Genomic DNA, 15,780 nt, shown 5'->3' with positions numbered 1-15,780 from the left:
CAGCACCTCGCCTCGCCCTGCGGGCAGGGATCCGTGGGACGGATGGTGGCGCCGGACCGGTGATTCGGTCCGGCGTCACCGTTATCCGGCCGTGACGTCGCAGAATGGTCACGTGCCTCCGACCGCAGCGAACACCGGGCCCAGTCGCGGCCGTGTCCTGGTCGTCGACGACGACGCCGCCCTCGCCGAGATGCTCGGCATCGTCCTGCGGCGCGAGGGCTACGACCCCGCCTTCGTCTCCGACGGCAACCGGGCGCTGTCGGTCTTCCAGCAGACCCGGCCCGACATCGTCCTGCTCGACCTCATGCTGCCCGGCCGCAACGGCCTGCAGATCGCCCAGGACATCCGCAGCCAGTCGACCGTCCCGATCGTCATGCTCACCGCCAAGGGCGACACCATCGACGTCGTCCAGGGGCTCGAGGCCGGCGCCGACGACTACGTCACCAAGCCGTTCAAGCCCGTCGAGCTCGTCGCCCGGGTGCGCGCCCAGCTGCGCCGCGGCGAGACCGGCCAGGCCGAGACGCTGTCCATCGGCGACGTGCACATCGACGTCCCCGCCCACCAGGTCACCCGGGACGGCGCGCCGATCCCGCTGACCCCGCTGGAGTTCGACCTGCTGGTCGCCCTGGCCCGCAAGCCGCGCCAGGTGTTCACCCGCGAGCTGCTGCTCGAGCAGGTGTGGGGCTACCGACACGCCGCCGACACCCGGCTGGTCAACGTCCACGTGCAGCGGCTGCGCGCCAAGATCGAGCGCGACCCGGAGAAGCCGGAGATCGTCCTGACCGTCCGCGGCGTCGGCTACAAGGCCGGCCCCCCGTGATCCCGTGAGCACCACCGAGCGGGCGCCGGCCGCGCCGGCGGACGACGCCGAGGCCCCGGCGCCGGCGCGCCCGGCCGTGCTCCGCCCACCCCGGCGGCGGCCGGCCGACCTGCCCGCGCTGCGGCGCGGGCTGCGCCGGCGGGCGGTCCGGGCGCGGATCCGCGCCCGCCGGCTGGCCGGCCGGGCGGTCACCGCCTGGCGGCGGTCGCTGCACGTGCGCATCGGCGCGATCACGATGGTCGTGGCCGGCACGGTCGTGGTGATCGTCAGCCTGGTGCTGTTCAGCCAGATCCGGACCCAGCTGCTGTCGGTCAAGGAGCAGGCGGCGATCGACCAGGCGCAGGCCGGCGTCGTCTACGCCCGGTCCGAGGTGGTGGGCATCGCCGCCGGCGACTCCGCCAGCGTCCGCGCGACCCTGGGCCGCACCGTCAACGGGCTGCTCACCCGCGGCGGCTCGGCCGGCGACTTCGACGTCGTCATGGTCTACCGGACCGGCAACGCCGAGCGGCCGCCCGCGGTGAGCCGGCCCGGCGTCTACCCCGCGCTGCCCGACGACCTGCGTGCCGGCGTGCAGGGCGGCGGCCAGTACACGCAGTACGCCCTCGTCCCCGACGACAACGGCGAGCCGCAACCCACGCTGCTGGTGGGGGTGCCCGTCCCCGGCGACGTCTCGTCCGCCGAGGCGATCGAGCTGTACTACGCGTTCCCGCTCGACCAGGAGCAGGAGACGCTCTCGCTGATCCGCAGCACCGTCGCGATCAGCGGCATCGCGCTCACCCTCTTCGTCGCCGGGATCGGCGTGCTCGTGACCCGGCTGGTCGTGGACCCGGTGCGCCGCGCCGCCGGCACCGCGCAGCGGCTGGCCGAGGGGCAGCTCGAGGAGCGGATGACCGTCCGCGGCGAGGACGACCTCGCCCGGCTGGCCACCAGCTTCAACGCCATGGCCGACAGCCTGCAGCGGCAGATCACCCAGCTCGAGGGGCTGTCCCAGCTGCAGCAGCGGTTCACCTCCGACGTCAGCCACGAGCTGCGCACCCCGCTGACGACGGTGCAGATGGCCGCCGACGTGCTGCACGAGTCGCGCGGGGACTTCCCGCCACACGTGGCGCGGTCGGCCGAGCTGCTGCACGAGGAGCTCGACCGCTTCGAGCGGCTGCTGTCGGACCTGCTGGAGATCAGCCGCTACGACGCCGGCGCCGCCGTCCTCGACTGGGCGCCCACCGACCTCGGCGCGCTGGTCGGGCGGGTGGCCGACGGCATGTCCGCGCTGGCCGAGCGGCACGGCTGCGAGCTGCGCGTGACCGGCCCGGCCGACCCGGTGATCGCCGAGGTCGACGCGCGGCGGGTCGAGCGAATCCTGCGCAACCTGGTCGGCAACGCCGTCGAGCACGGCAGCGGGCAGCCGATCGAGGTGACGCTGGCGGCGAACCGGACGGCGGCGGCGGTCACCGTCCGCGACCACGGCGTCGGGCTGTCCTCGACCGAGGCGGCGCACGTCTTCGACCGCTTCTGGCGGGCCGACCCCTCGCGGGTGCGCACCGTCGGCGGCAGCGGGCTGGGCCTGTCGATCAGCCTCGAGGACGCCCGGCTGCACGGCGGCTGGCTGCAGGTGTGGGGCCAGCCGGGTCTGGGCGCGCAGTTCCGGCTCACCGTCCCGCTGGTCGCCGGCACCGACCTCACCAGCTCGCCGCTGCCGCTGCGGCCGACGATCGTCCGCCGGCCGGGGGAGCGGCGGTGAGGCGGCTGCCGGCCGCGCTGGCCGCCCTGCTCGTGGGGCTGCTCGCCGCGTGCTCGACCGTGCCCACCGGCTCCGCGCCGCAGGCGATCACCGACGCCCAGGCCCGGCCCACCGGCGACGTCGGCATCGAGCCGCTCGGCCCGCGCACGGAGGCGCCGCCGGAGGAGATCGTCCGCGGCTTCATCGACGCCGCCGCCAGCTCCGTCAACGGCCACCCCGTCGCCGTCGAGCACCTGACCCCCGAGGCCGGCGCGACCTGGAGCGACGAGGCCGGCATCACCCTGGTGGGCCCGGACTACGCGACGGTGACCACCGGCTCGGGCACCGTCGTCATGACCGGCGACCTGGTCGGCACCGTCGACCCGCGCGGGGTCTTCACGGCCGCGAACGACACGGTGTTCACCCGCGAGTTCACGCTGGCCGAGGTGGACGGCGAGTGGCGGATCACCAACCCGCCGGACGGCCTGGTCATGCTCGTGCCCGACTTCGAGCGCCTCTACGACGACCTCGCCGTCTACTTCGTCGACCCCACCGGCGCCCGCGTGGTGCCCGACCCGCGGTACCTGATCTCCGGGGAGGCCCAGCCGACGACGCTGGTGCAGCGGCTGGTCGAGGGCCCCTCGCCGGCCCTGGCCGCCGGCGTGGCCAACGCGCTGGACGGCGTGACGCTCACCCGGGCGGTGACCGTGTCCGGGTCGACGGTCAGCGTCGACCTCGCCGGCCTCGACGACCTCGCCCCCAACCAGCTCGCGCAGCTGTCCGCCCAGCTGGTGTGGACGCTGGACCAGCTCGAGGGCACCAACTCGGTCGAGGTGCGCAGCAACGGCGAGCCGGTCGCCATCGACGGCGTCCCCACCGTCCAGCGCACCGACGACTGGGCCTCCTACAGCCCCGACTCGGTGCCCGCCGACGCCGCCGGCCACTACCTCGACGCCGGCCGGCTGATGACCGTCGAGGGACAGCCCGCACCCGGGCCGGCCGGCGAGGGCGCCTACGGGCTGACCGGCGCGGCGGTGTCCGCCGACCCGCGCACCAGCGCCCTGACGGCGATGGCCGGGGTCTCGGTCAGCGGGGGCGCCGCCTCGCTGCTGGCGGGCACCTACGGCCAGGCCCTGGCGCCGGTGCTCACCGCGAGCCGGCTGTCGGTGCCGACGGTCGCGGCCACCCGGGCGGAGTTCTGGGTGGTCCGCGACGAGAGCACCGTCGTCCGGGTGCCGGCCTCCGGGGCGCCGCAGCCGGTGAACGCGCCGACCCTGCCCGGGCAGGGCCGCGTGACGGCGCTGCAGCTCTCGCCCGACGGCGTCCGCGCCGCCGTGGTGGTCAGCCGCGGGGACGGCGCCGTGCTGCTGGTGGGCACGGTCGTGCGCTCCGACGAGGGCCAGGTCGCGCTGCGCGACCTGCGGGAGGTGGCCCCGTCGCTGACCGCCGTGGTCGACGTCGGCTGGCGCACCGCCGGCAGCCTGATGGTGCTCGCCGACGGCGAGGAGGGCGTGGTGCCCTACCTCGTCGGCGTCGACGGCTGGGGGCTGGCCACGGTGCCCACCGCCGGCCTGCCCAGCGCGCCGACGGCGCTGGCGGCCGCGCCCGGCCAGCTGCCGCTGCTCAGCGCCGGCGGGACGATGTGGCTGCTGGTCGGCGGCACCTGGGTGACGCTGCTGCGCGGCCAGGAGCCGGTGCCGGGCATCGAGCCCCTGTACCCGGTGTAGCCGGAGGACCCCTCTGCCCCCGCCGCTCGCGTGCCCGCGCCAGGCCCCGTCCGGAGGCTCGCCGCGAGCTCGCGAGCGGTGAGGACGGGGTCCTCCTGCGCACAGAGGGGCCGCTCTCCACAGATCCCGCCGGAGCCGGGTGACCGGGACCGCCGAGCCGCAGGCTGGGGAGGTGGGAGGTCTCGGCGCGGCGCTCGCCGGCAGCCTCGTGGACCTGGTGCTCCCGCGCACCTGTGCCGGCTGCGGGGTGCCCGGCCCGGCGCTGTGCCGGCGCTGCGCGGCCCTGCTCGGCGCACCGCGCGAGGCGACGCCGCGGCGGCTCCCGCCGGGCATGCCGCCCACCGTGGCCGCCGGCGCCTACACCGGCCCGGTCCGGCCCGCGGTCGCCGCGTTCAAGGAGCACGGCCGCGCGGAGCTCGCCGGCCCGCTCGGCGCGGCGCTCGCGCTGGCCGTCGGGGTGCACGCGGTGCTGCTGCCCGGCCGGCCGGTGCTGCTGGTCCCGGTGCCGCCGACCCGCGCGGCGCTGCGGGCGCGCGGCCGCGACTGCGTGCGGGAACTGGCCACGGCCGCCGTCGCCGACCTGCGCGCGGCGGGGGTGCCCGCCGGCTTCGGGCGGGTGCTGACCCGGGCCGGGCGGGTGCGGGACTCGGCGGGGCTGTCGGTGGCGCAGCGGCGGGTCAACCTCGCCGGCACCTTCGCCGTCCGCCCGGCGCGGGTCCCGCCCGGGGCGGTCCTCGTGGTGGTCGACGACGTCGTGACCAGCGGCGCCACGCTCACCGAGGCGGCCGCCGCGCTGGCCGCGACACGCCCGGACGGCGACACGCCGGTGCTGGCCGCCGTCGTCGCCGCGACGCCCCGCCCCGGTCCCCGGCCGGTCCGCGGGGCGTCACCTGGGCCCTTCCCGGACGGCTCCGAGAGGGGGCGCCGGAGACCCGGCTGATCGACTGTCCGGGCCACGTGACAGCGACTAGCGTTGCATCGATCACACCCGATGACCGGGAGGTCTGATGGAGATCGTGGTCCGTGGCCGCAACGTCGAAGTGCCCGAACACTATCGGCAGCACGTGGAGGACAAGGTCGGTCAGCTCGAACGGTTCGACGGCAAGCTCTCGCGCATCGACGTCGAGCTGTTCCACGAGAAGAACCCCCGCCAGTCCTCCAACTGCCAGCGCGTGGAGATCACCCTGCGCGGCAAGGGACCCGTGGTCCGCGCGGAGGCTGCCGCGCCGGACTTCTACGCCGCCCTCGACCTGTGCTGCGGCAAGCTCGACAACCGGCTGCGGCGGGCGAACGACCGCCGCCGCGTGCACCACGGCCGGCGCACCCCGCCCAGCGTGCGGGTCGCCGGCACCACCGCCGCGCCGCTGGAGACCCCGGCGCTCGGCATCCCCGACGTGGAGCAGCAGTTCGCCGGGGAGCCCCTCGTCACAGACCTCGACGAGCACCTGCCCGGCCGGATCGTGCGGGAGAAGCACCACCCGGCCGTGCCCATGACCGTCGACCAGGCCCTGCACGAGATGGAGCTCGTGGGCCACGACTTCTTCCTCTTCCAGTGCGCCGACACCGGCCAGCCGACCGTCGTCTACCGGCGGCACGCCTTCGACTACGGCCTGATCCGGCTGGTGGAGCCGCCGCTGGGCAACGCATCCGCACACGTCGCGGCACCGGCCGAGCCCGCCGCCGTCCCGCGCTGACCGTTCCGGAGGGGCCGTGCCGTGCCGGCGCGGCCCCTCCGCCGTGTCCGGGCACCGACGAGCCGCCGCCGACGTCCGCGCCTCGCACGCCGCGCTCACCGCGGCCGGCGCGGTACCCGGCGAGGTGCTCGACACCGGGTCCGCCCCGCCGGTGCTCGCGACGGCCGACCCCGACGGGAACGCCGTGGTGCTCGTCGAGGGGGACTGGCCCTCAGTCGGCGGCCAGCCGGCCGAACAGGACGGCGTCGGCGCGGGTGCCGTCGCGCCGCGGCAGGGCCGAGCGGACGACGCCCTCGCGGGTGAACCGGGCCCGCAGCGCCACCGCCTGCGAGGCGGGGTTGTCCACGTCGACCACCAGGTGCACCCGCGTCGCCCCGCGGGTGAAGGCCCAGCCGGCCAGCCCGTCGGTGACCTCGGTGGCGTAGCCGCGCCGCCGGGCCCACGGCGCCACCGAGTAGCCGATCTCCGGGCCGAGGTGCCGCCCGCCGAACAGCAGGCCCGCGGTGCCGACGAACTCGCCGTCGGCCTCGGCCACGACCGGCAGCCCGGTGCCCTCGGCGCGCTGGCGGACCACCGTGTCCACCCACGCGCGCGCGTCGGCGAGCGTGTAGGGCACCGGCGCGGCGCTGATCCAGCGCTGCGTCTCCGGGTCCTGGGTGGCGCGGTGCACCGCGCTCACGTCGTCGGGGGTGAACGGCCGCAGGACCAGCCGCGCGGTGCGGACCACCTCGGTGGTCAGGTCGATGCCGGAGAGCTCCACCCCGACAGGGTCGTGCATGTCCGGTGCTGTGTCTCGGCCCCGTCCCGGGTCCCGCCCCGAGCCGGCGAGGGGTGGGGAGGACGGGGTCCTCCCTCAGGCGTTGCCCAGCACCCGGTCGACCGAGATCTCCACGACGACCCGCGCCGGGTTCTCCCGCGGCTGCCGGTACCGCCGCGCGTAGCGGGCCTCGGCGTCGGCCACCGCGGCCGGGTCGTCGCGCACGACCGCCGTCCCCTCGAGGGTCAGCCAGCGGCGCCCGTCGACCTGGCAGACGGCGACCCGGTCCTGCCCGGCGCGGACGTGCCGGGCCTTCGCCGAGCCGCCGGAGGTGATGACGCGGGCGGTGCGGGTGTCCGGGTCGTAGGTGACGCCGACGGGCACCACGTGCGGGCTCCCGTCGGCGCGCAGCGTGGTCAGCGTGGCCAGGTGGCGCTCGGTCAGGAAGGCGAGCGCGCCGGGCCCGAGGGCGGCGGGGTCGGTGGCCACCCGGCGGAGGGTACGTGCGGCGTCCCCGGGGTGCTGGCCGGGCCGCCTACGCTGGTGCCGTGGTGTTCTCGAGAATCCTGCGAGCCGGTGAGGGCAAGATCCTCCGACGACTGGACCGGATCGCCGACGCGATCGAGTCCCTGGAGGGCGACGTCGCCGACCTCACCGACGCGGAGCTCCGGGCGAAGACCGACGAGTTCAAGCAGCGGTACGAGGACGGCGAGACCCTCGACCAGCTGCTCCCGGAGGCGTTCGCCGTCGTCCGGGAGGCGGCCACCCGCACGCTGGGCCAGCGGCACTTCCGCGTCCAGCTGATGGGCGGCGCCGCGCTGCACCTGGGCAACATCGCGGAGATGCGCACCGGTGAGGGCAAGACCCTGACCGGCGTGCTGCCGGCCTACCTCAACGCCCTGACCGGCGAGGGCGTGCACGTGGTCACGGTCAACGACTACCTGGCCAAGCGCGACGCCGAGTGGATGGGGCGGGTGCACCGCTTCCTCGGCCTGTCGGTGGGCACGATCCTGTCCGGCGAGAAGCCCGCGCACCGCCGCGAGCAGTACGCCGCCGACATCACCTACGGCACGAACAACGAGTTCGGCTTCGACTACCTGCGCGACAACATGGCCTGGTCCAAGGCCGACCTCGTGCAGCGCGGCCACCACTTCGCGATCGTCGACGAGGTCGACTCGATCCTCATCGACGAGGCCCGCACCCCGCTGATCATCAGCGGCCCGGCCGAGTCCGCCGGCAAGTGGTACGTGGAGTTCGCGCGCATCGTGCCGCTGATGAAGCGGGACGAGCACTACGAGGTGGAGGAGGCCAAGCGCACGGTCGCCGTCACCGAGGAGGGCGTCGAGTTCGTCGAGGACCAGCTCGGCATCGACAACCTCTACGAGGCGGTCAACACCCCGCTGATCGGCTACCTCAACAACGCGCTGAAGGCCAAGGAGCTCTTCCACCGCGACCAGCAGTACATCGTCAGCAACGGCGAGGTGCTGATCGTCGACGAGTTCACCGGCCGCGTGCTGGCCGGCCGCCGCTACAACGAGGGCATGCACCAGGCCATCGAGGCCAAGGAGAAGGTGCAGATCAAGGACGAGAACCAGACCCTCGCCACGATCACGCTGCAGAACTACTTCCGGCTCTACGACAAGCTCTCCGGGATGACCGGCACCGCCCAGACCGAGGCGGCCGAGCTCTCGCAGACCTACAAGCTGGGCGTCGTCCCGATCCCGACCAACCGGCCGATGGTCCGCGAGGACCGCTCCGACGTCGTCTACAAGACCGAGAAGGCCAAGTTCGAGGCGGTCATCGACGACATCGCCGACCGGCACGAGAAGGGCCAGCCGGTCCTCGTCGGCACCGCGAGCGTGGAGAAGTCCGAGGTCCTGTCCAAGCTGCTGCTGCGCCGCGGCATCCCGCACGAGGTCCTCAACGCGAAGAACCACGCGCGGGAGGCGGCGATCGTCGCCCAGGCCGGGCGGCTGGGCGCGGTCACCGTGGCCACCAACATGGCCGGCCGCGGCACCGACATCCAGCTCGGCGGCAACCCCGAGTTCATCGCCGACGAGGAGCTGCGCGCCCGCGGCCTGTCGCCGTCGGAGACCCCGGAGGAGTACGAGGCCGCCTGGGACGAGGCGCTCGCCGCGGCCAAGGACCAGGTCAAGGCCGAGCACGAGGAGGTCGCCGAGGCCGGCGGGCTCTACGTGCTGGGCACCGAGCGGCACGAGAGCCGCCGCATCGACAACCAGCTGCGCGGCCGGTCGGGCCGGCAGGGCGACCCGGGGGAGTCGCGGTTCTACCTCTCCCTCGGCGACGACCTCATGCGCCGGTTCAACGGCCCGATGCTCGAGTCGATGATGACCACGCTGCGGGTCCCCGAGGACCAGCCGATCGAGTCGAAGATGGTCTCCCGGGCCATCCGCTCGGCGCAGACGCAGGTCGAGCAGCAGAACTTCGAGGTCCGCAAGGACGTCCTCAAGTACGACGAGGTGCTCAACCGGCAGCGCACGGTCATCTACGACGAGCGCCGCAAGGTCCTCGACGGCGAGGACCTGCACGAGCAGGTGCAGCACATGCTCGACGACGTCGTCCGCGCCTACGTCGACGGCGCCACCGAGACCGGCTACTCCGAGGACTGGGACCTCGAGCAGCTGTGGACCGGCCTCAAGTCGCTCTACCCGGTGGGTCTGGACCGCCAGGAGCTGATCGACCGGGTGGCCGACGGCGAGCAGGCGGCGCTGACCGCCGACGTGCTGCGCACCGAGCTGCTCGAGGACGTGCACCGCGCCTACGAGGAGCGCGAGGCGGCGCTGGGCTCGGAGGTCATGCGCGAGCTCGAGCGGCGGGTGCTGCTGTCCGTGCTCGACCGCAAGTGGCGCGAGCACCTCTACGAGATGGACTACCTGCGGGCCGGCATCCACCTGCGCGCGATGGCCAACCGCGACCCGGTCGTGGAGTACCAGCGCGAGGGCTACGACATGTTCACCGCGATGCTCGACGGCATCAAGGAGGAGTCGGTCGGCTTCCTGTTCAACCTGGAGGTCAAGACCAAGGAGCAGCAGGAGGCCGAGGCGAAGGCCCAGCAGGCCGAGGCCGAGGCCAAGGCGCTGGCCGCCGCGCAGGAGGGCACCGCCCGGGTGCTCGCCCGGCAGCGGCCGGCGCAGGAGGCCGCGGCCCGCGCGGCCGCCGCGCCCGCTCCGGCCGCCGACGGCGCCACCGCACCGGCCGCCGACGGCGCCGCCCCTGCGCCCGCCGACGGCGCCGCCCCTGCGCCCGCCGCTGCCTCCGCCGACGGGGACGGCTCCGCGCCGGTCTCGATGGCCAAGCCGTCCGGCGGGCCGGCGGCCCGGCGCTCGACCGGCGCCCCGGCCGGGCGGCCGACCGCACGCAAGAGCGGCACCCGGCCCGCGGCCCCGGCCGCGCCCGAGGCGGAGACCCCGGCGCCGTCGGGCACGGGGCCGCAGCTGGCGGTCAAGGGCCTCGACGAGCCGCGCCGGCAGGAGGACCTGAGCTACTCGGCGCCCTCGCTCGACGCCTCGCCGAAGGAGAGCGGCCCGGTCAAGGCGGCCAAGACCGCCACGGTCACCGGGACCAAGGAGCCGGCCCGCAACGCGCCGTGCCCCTGCGGCTCGGGCAAGAAGTACAAGGTCTGCCACGGGGCGGCCGGTCGCTGACCCGGCAGCTCCACCCCGGCGCCCCGTCGACCCCCGTGGTCGGCGGGGCGCCGTCGTCCCCGGATCAGGTACGCAATGAGGGTCATCCCGGATGTGCCGGACCCTCCCGGGCGAGGAACCTGGCCGCATGCCCGCGACCGTCCTCGCCCCTCCACCCGACCGGGTGGCGGCGCGGGCTGCGGCGCCGACGCTGCTCGACCGGCTCCGCGGCGACCGCGTCCCGGCGCAGTTCGTCCGGTTCGTGCTGGTCGGCGGCTCGGCGAACGTCGTGTACGCCGGTCTGTTCCTGGCACTGGCCGGGCTCGGGGACCAGGCGGCCAACGTCGTCGCGGTGGTCGCCTCCACGGCCCTGGCCAACGAGCTGCACCGCCGGCTCACCTTCCGCGCCGGCGACCGGGCCGGCTGGGCGACGGCGCAGTGGGCCGGCGGGGGGATCGCCGTCGTCGGGCTGGTGACCTCCAGCCTCACGCTGGCCGCGGTCGACGCCTGGACCGTCTCCGCCCCTGCGCTGGTGTCGGTGCTCGCGGTCGTCGCGGTCAGCGGTGCCGTGGGCCTGGCCCGGTTCGCCGGACTCCGCTGGGTCCTCGTCGTCCACCCGGGAGCGGCGGCCCGCCGCGCCCGGGCCCACGCCTGACCCTCAGCCGATCGACAGGGCGGTGCACCGCCAGCGGCCGTCAATGCCCTCGAGGCGGGCGGCCACCGCGTGCGCGCGCCCGGCCCGCCGCGCCACGGCGCTGACCTCGGCCACGCCGTCGACCGGCTCGCACACGTGCACCGGCCCGAGCAGCAGCGGCGCGGTGCCGGCGGCGCACCAGGCCGGCCGCCGGCCGGCGACGAGCGCGGCGTGCACGCCGGGGGAGGCGAGCCGCTGCACCTGGGACAGCGGCCGGCGGCCGGCCAGCGCCTCGAGCACCGTGGTGAACAGCAGCCGCCCGGTGGCGCGCGGGTCGGGCAGGTCGGCCCGCACCGACCAGGCCGGGCCGAACAGGTCCGGCCTGCGGCGGCGGGGCCCCTCCGGCACCGGCCGCGGCCCGGGCCGGTGCGGCGGGCGGGGTGGCGGCGTCGCCGGGTCGACCAGGGCGACGGCCGGTCCGGTCAGCGGCGGGTGCAGCGGCGGGACGAGGCCGAGCCGCAGGGTGCGCAGCGGCGCGGCGGTCGGCGGGGCGGGCTGGGTGGACGCGGTCACGGGGGCTCCCGGGGGTCGGGTCGGGGTCGGGGACGACGCGGGCCGGGGGAGCGGCCGGACGGGTTCGGCGGGTGCGACCCTCACGGCGGCGGGCGCAGCACCTGACCGGGCAGCAGCAGGTCGGGATCGGGGCCGATGACGGCGGCGTTCGCCGTCCACCAGCGCTCGACGGCGGCGGCGGTCGCGGCGTCGGTCGGCTCGGCACCGGTGCGGGCGCGGAGGTCGGCGGCGGCGATGGCCCAGAGGCACTCGCCACGCAGCACGACGTGCCCGCCGGGCGCGGGCCAGTCGGGCACCGCGGGAGCGGGGGCCGGCGCCGGCCAGTCGGGGACGGCCATCGGGGCCGGCGCGCCGGCGGTCGCGACGACGACGGGTGCCGCGGTCGCGCAACCGGCCAGCACCGGTGCCGTGGCCAGGCCGACGCCGAGGGCGAGCGCGGCGGCGCGCCGGCCGGACGCCGGCACCACCCGCCGCAGGAGGACGCCCGCGGCGGCGCCGGCGAGGCCGGGCAGCGCCGACAGCGCGGTGAGCGCCAGTCCGAGGGCGCCCCAGGCCCATACCGCCCACGCCACGGCCGCGACCGCGTCGAGCAGCAGCGCCTCGGGACCGGCGGCGTCGACGAGGGCCTGCAGGTCGCCGCCGCTGCGCAGGACCGCCGCGAGGTCCGGGGTGAGCGCGCGCAGACCGACGGCCAGCGCGGCCATGACCGCCGCCGTGACCACGGGTCGACGTGCCGACACGTGCCCTCCTTGCGTAGACGTCGGCGTACTGAAGCAAGCAAACGCAACCAAATACAAGAGTCCCTGTGGATCTACGCTCGGCGGCATGCGCTGGCAGCAGCTGTTCACCGATCTGCAGGCGGAGTTCGAGGCGGCCGCGGCGGCCGAGGAGCGGGCCGAGCTCCCGTCGCGGTCCCGCGCGGAGGTCGGGGCGCTGCGGCTGGCGGACCGGCTCGGTGGTGCCGTGGGCGGACACGTGTCGCTGCGCTGCCGGGGCGCGGGGGAGGTGGCCGGCCGGCTCGCCGAGCTGGGACCGGACTGGGCGCTGCTCGAGGACGGCACCGGACGCGAGGCGCTGGTCGCGCTGCCGGCCGTCGTCGCGGTGTCGGGGCTGGTGCGGACCACGGCCGCGGCCGGGCCGGCGTCGGCCGTCCGGGTCGCGCTGGACCTGCGCCGGGCGCTGCGCGGGCTGGCGCGCGACCGCAGCGCGGTGACCGTCGTCCTCGACGACGGCGGGGTGCTGACCGGGACGGTGGACCGGGTGGGGGCCGACTTCGTCGAGCTCGCCGAGCACGCGGCCGACGACTTCCGCCGGGCCGGCGCGGTGCGCGGCGTCCGGGCGGTGGTGCTCCCGGCGGTCGCCGTGGTGCGGACGCTCGCGCCCGGCGCCGCCTGAGCTCAGCGGGTGCGGCGCCGCCCCCGGGCGGGGACCTCGCCGGCCGGGACCTCGTCCCCGGCGGGCAGGTCGCCGGCGGGCCCCCCGTCAGGTGCCACCTCGCCGGCGGAGGGCACCGCGCCGGCGCGGGCCTCGGCGTACTTCTGCTGGATGAAGCGCTCGAGCTCGTCCACCTCGACCCGCCACTGCCCGCGGCCGCCGATCTGGATGGCGATCAGCTCCCGCCGCCGCACGAGGGCGTAGGCCTGCGACCACGAGACGTTGAGGATCTCGGCGACGTCGTCGAGGGTCAGGAAGCGCGGTGTGGGCATGGGGCTCTCCGTCCGGTCCCCGCCAGTCTGTCAGGAACGCGCTCACCCGCACGCTTCCCGTCCACACCCGAACGTGTGGACAACCGGTGCACGCATCCGCGTCCGTACCGCATCATCTGCGTCCGACCGAGCCTCGCCGTGCCGGTCGGGACGGACGCCCGCCGGTCGGCGGGCCGCCGGGGGAGCCCCGGCCAGCGGAGGGAGGAGCGCCCGGTGAGCGCTGCGACGCGCACGGTGCCGGCGGGTCCCGCCGCGGAGACGCCGGCCGGGCCGGTGCCGCGCCGGGTGCGGCCGCCCCGCTGGCTGGACCTGCGCCTGGTGCTCGGCGTGCTGCTCGTCCTCGGCTCGGTGCTGCTGGGCGCCCGCGTGCTCACCGCCGCCGACGCGACCGTGCCCGTGTGGTCGGTGACCGCCGACCTCGCCGCGGGCACCGTGCTCGGCCCCGAGGACCTGGCCGCCGTCGACGTCCGGCTCGGCGACGCCGCCGGCGCCTACCTGTCCACCGGCACCGACCCCGCGGGCCGGACGCTCGCGCGGGCGGTCCGGGCCGGCGAGCTGCTGCCGCGGACCGTGCTGGAGGAGCCGGAGGACCTGGTGCAGGTCGCGCTCCCGGTGCAGGCCGGCTACGTGCCGCCGGGCCTGGCCCGCGGCTCGGTCGTCGACGTCTACGGGGTCACCGACCCGGCGGGCACCGCGACGGGGGAGGGCGTCGTGCTCGTGGTCGGCTCGGCGCCGGTGCAGGCGGTCAGCGGCCGGGCGGAGGGCGTCCTCTCGACGACGACTACGACCGTGCAGGTGGTCGTCGCCGTGCCCGCCGACGAGGCGCCCGACGTGCTGGCCGCGATCGGCGGCCGCCCGCTGGTGGTCGTGGTGCACGGGTCCGTCGACGACATCGGCACCCCTGCGGTGTCCCGCGCGTCGGCCGCCGGCGGGTCGTCGTCCCCGACCTCCTCGTCCCCGACCTCCTCGTCACCGCCGTCGACGTCGCCGCCGTCGACCTCGACGCCGGCTCCGGGCCCGGCTCCCGTGCCCGTCGCGCCGGTGCAGCCCGCGCCCGTGCCGGTGGAGCCCGCGCCCGTGGAGCCCGCGCCGGTGGAGCCCGTGGCGCCGCCGGTGACCGTCGACCCCGCGGCGGGTACCCCCGCCGCGCCTCCCGCCTGATGGCGCTGCAGGTCGTCACCGCGGTCACCGGCGCGCCGTGGGAGGCGGCGCTGGTGGGTGCGCTCGACCGCGCCGACCACGGCGTCACCGTCGTGCGGCGCTGCGTCGACGCCTCGGACCTGCTGGCCACCGTGGCCACCGGCACCGCCCAGGCCGCGCTGCTGTCGGCCGACCTCCACCGGCTCGACGGCGACGCGGTCGCCCGGCTGACCGCCGCCGGGGTGGCCGTCGTCGGGCTGGCCGACCCCGCCGACGAGCGCGCCGGCGACCGGCTGCGCGCCCTCGGCGTGGCGACGGTGCTGCCGGCCGACGCCCCGGCCGAGGACGTCGTGCGCGCGCTGCGGGACGCCGTCGCGGGCGGGCCGGCGGCCGGGCGAGACGTCGCCGACCCGCGCGCGGCGCTGCCCGCGCCGGCGCTCCCCGAGCCGGGGCCGGAGGAGCAGCGGCCGCCGCGCGGTCGGGTCGTGGCGGTGTGGGGTCCGACCGGCGCGCCCGGCCGGACCACGGTCGCGGTCGGTCTCGCCGACGAGGCCGCCCGCCTCGGCGTGCCCACGCTGCTGGTCGACGCCGACGTCTACGGGGGCGTGGTCGCGCAGGTGCTCGGGCTGCTCGACGAGTCGCCGGGGCTGGCCGGGGCGGCCCGGCAGGCGGCGGCCGGCACGCTCGACGGCGCGGCGCTCACCCGGCTGGCGTGGTCGGTCCGCCCGCACCTGGCCGTGCTGACCGGGCTGGCGCGTGCCGACCGCTGGCCCGAGCTGCGGCCCGCCGCCGTCGCCGCGGTGCTCACGGAGGCGCGGCGGGCCGCCGACCTCGTCGTCGTCGACTGCGCGTTCAACCTGGAGGAGGACGAGGAGCTGTCCTTCGACACCGCCGCTCCCCGGCGCAACGGCGCCACGGTGACCGTGCTCGAGTCCGCCGACGACGTCCTGTGCGTCAGCGGTGCCGACCCGGTGGCGCTGCAGCGCACCATCCGCGCCCTCGGCCAGCTGCGCGACCTGCTGCCGGAGGTGGACCCGGCGGTCGTGGTCAACCAGGTGCGCCGCGGGCCGGTGCCCGGGGACCCGCGCGAGGAGATCGCCGGCGCCCTCGAGCGGTTCGCCGGCCGCGAGGTCCGCGCGTTCCTGCCGGCCGACCGCCGCGCCACCGACGCCGCCCTCGCCTCCGGCCGGACGCTCGCCGAGATGGCGCCCGGGTCCCCGCTGCGCGCCGCCCTGCGGTCGCTGGCCGCCGGGCTCGCGCGGGTGCCCGAGCCCAGCGGCGGCCGGCGCGGCCGCCTGCGCCGGGGGGCCGGGTGACCCCGCCGCCCCGGCCGGGCGACCCTCGCTCCCGCGGGTGTGCCGGCTCCCG

15 protein-coding genes are annotated in these 15,780 nt (G+C 76.8%); 10 read left to right on the top strand and 5 right to left on the bottom strand.

All coding sequences use genetic code 11. The annotated features are described in order from the left end of the window. Nucleotides 1-112 precede the first annotated feature (112 nt). The 5 genes from mtrA to hpf all read left to right on the top strand — a co-directional run bounded on the left by mtrA (nt 113) and on the right by hpf (nt 5,958). Nucleotides 113-820: an MtrAB system response regulator MtrA gene (gene mtrA, locus ACI798_RS10015; protein ID WP_456940947.1), complete on the top strand. Its 708-nt coding sequence runs from the start codon at nt 113-115 to the stop codon at nt 818-820. Nucleotides 821-824: 4 nt separating this feature from the next. Continuing rightward, the gene (mtrB, locus tag ACI798_RS10010) at nt 825-2,558 is read left to right on the top strand and encodes an MtrAB system histidine kinase MtrB (protein WP_456940948.1); all 1,734 of its coding nucleotides are present in this window, start codon (nt 825-827) and stop codon (nt 2,556-2,558) included. After that, entirely contained in the window at nt 2,555-4,264 is a 1,710-nt protein-coding gene (locus ACI798_RS10005) for an LpqB family beta-propeller domain-containing protein (RefSeq protein ID WP_457047842.1), read from the top strand. Before mtrB ends, ACI798_RS10005 begins: the two co-directional genes overlap by 4 nt. Before the next feature lie 172 nt (nt 4,265-4,436). Continuing rightward, nucleotides 4,437-5,204 (top strand): ComF family protein, encoded by a 768-nt coding sequence (locus tag ACI798_RS10000; protein ID WP_457047841.1) that lies wholly within the window; start codon nt 4,437-4,439, stop codon nt 5,202-5,204. Between the two features lie 67 nt (nt 5,205-5,271). Continuing rightward, nucleotides 5,272-5,958, top strand: a complete 687-nt coding sequence (hpf, locus tag ACI798_RS09995; protein WP_456940951.1) for a ribosome hibernation-promoting factor, HPF/YfiA family — start codon at nt 5,272-5,274, stop codon at nt 5,956-5,958. A gap of 211 nt (nt 5,959-6,169) precedes the next feature. Here the strand turns inward: hpf and ACI798_RS09990 are convergent, their stop codons facing one another. Beyond that, nucleotides 6,170-6,736: a GNAT family N-acetyltransferase gene (locus ACI798_RS09990; RefSeq protein WP_457047840.1), complete on the bottom strand. Its 567-nt coding sequence runs from the start codon at nt 6,734-6,736 to the stop codon at nt 6,170-6,172. A 75-nt stretch (nt 6,737-6,811) separates the two neighbouring features. After that, nucleotides 6,812-7,204: a pyridoxamine 5'-phosphate oxidase family protein gene (locus tag ACI798_RS09985; RefSeq protein ID WP_457047839.1), complete on the bottom strand. Its 393-nt coding sequence runs from the start codon at nt 7,202-7,204 to the stop codon at nt 6,812-6,814. A gap of 59 nt (nt 7,205-7,263) precedes the next feature. Between ACI798_RS09985 and secA the strand changes: the two genes are divergently transcribed. Together secA and ACI798_RS09975 are read left to right on the top strand one after the other, a co-directional pair. Continuing rightward, the gene (gene secA / locus ACI798_RS09980) at nt 7,264-10,380 is read left to right on the top strand and encodes a preprotein translocase subunit SecA (protein WP_457047838.1); all 3,117 of its coding nucleotides are present in this window, start codon (nt 7,264-7,266) and stop codon (nt 10,378-10,380) included. A 127-nt stretch (nt 10,381-10,507) separates the two neighbouring features. Further along, a complete protein-coding gene (locus ACI798_RS09975; protein WP_456940956.1) occupies nt 10,508-11,014 on the top strand; it encodes a GtrA family protein in 507 nt (168 codons plus the stop codon). Nucleotides 11,015-11,017: 3 nt separating this feature from the next. Here ACI798_RS09975 and ACI798_RS09970 read toward each other — a convergent pair whose 3' ends face one another. Both ACI798_RS09970 and ACI798_RS09965 read right to left on the bottom strand, forming a co-directional pair. Beyond that, the gene (locus tag ACI798_RS09970) at nt 11,018-11,566 is read right to left on the bottom strand and encodes an Rv3235 family protein (protein WP_457047837.1); all 549 of its coding nucleotides are present in this window, start codon (nt 11,564-11,566) and stop codon (nt 11,018-11,020) included. An 80-nt stretch (nt 11,567-11,646) separates the two neighbouring features. After that, nucleotides 11,647-12,306 (bottom strand): hypothetical protein, encoded by a 660-nt coding sequence (locus ACI798_RS09965; protein WP_457047836.1) that lies wholly within the window; start codon nt 12,304-12,306, stop codon nt 11,647-11,649. A gap of 85 nt (nt 12,307-12,391) precedes the next feature. Here ACI798_RS09965 and ACI798_RS09960 point away from each other — a divergent pair, with 85 nt between their 5' ends. Next, nucleotides 12,392-12,961, top strand: a complete 570-nt coding sequence (locus tag ACI798_RS09960; protein ID WP_457047835.1) for a hypothetical protein — start codon at nt 12,392-12,394, stop codon at nt 12,959-12,961. Between the two features lie 2 nt (nt 12,962-12,963). On the opposite strand, the gene ACI798_RS09955 is transcribed toward ACI798_RS09960, so the two are convergent. Continuing rightward, a complete protein-coding gene (locus tag ACI798_RS09955; protein WP_456940960.1) occupies nt 12,964-13,272 on the bottom strand; it encodes a helix-turn-helix domain-containing protein in 309 nt (102 codons plus the stop codon). Between the two features lie 213 nt (nt 13,273-13,485). Between ACI798_RS09955 and ACI798_RS09950 the strand changes: the two genes are divergently transcribed. Both ACI798_RS09950 and ACI798_RS09945 read left to right on the top strand, forming a co-directional pair. Beyond that, complete coding sequence (locus ACI798_RS09950; protein WP_457047834.1) at nt 13,486-14,433, top strand: SAF domain-containing protein; 948 nt, start codon at nt 13,486-13,488, stop codon at nt 14,431-14,433. Continuing rightward, nucleotides 14,433-15,728 carry an AAA family ATPase gene (locus ACI798_RS09945; RefSeq protein ID WP_457047833.1) on the top strand — a complete coding sequence of 432 codons (1,296 nt, stop codon included), beginning with the start codon at nt 14,433-14,435 and terminating at the stop codon, nt 15,726-15,728. Before ACI798_RS09950 ends, ACI798_RS09945 begins: the two co-directional genes overlap by 1 nt. Nucleotides 15,729-15,780: the final 52 nt, after the last annotated feature.

Source organism: Geodermatophilus sp. SYSU D01045, from assembly GCF_054050295.1.
Note: the sequence above shows the minus strand (reverse complement) of the source record. Positions and strands in the feature narration are given on the sequence as shown.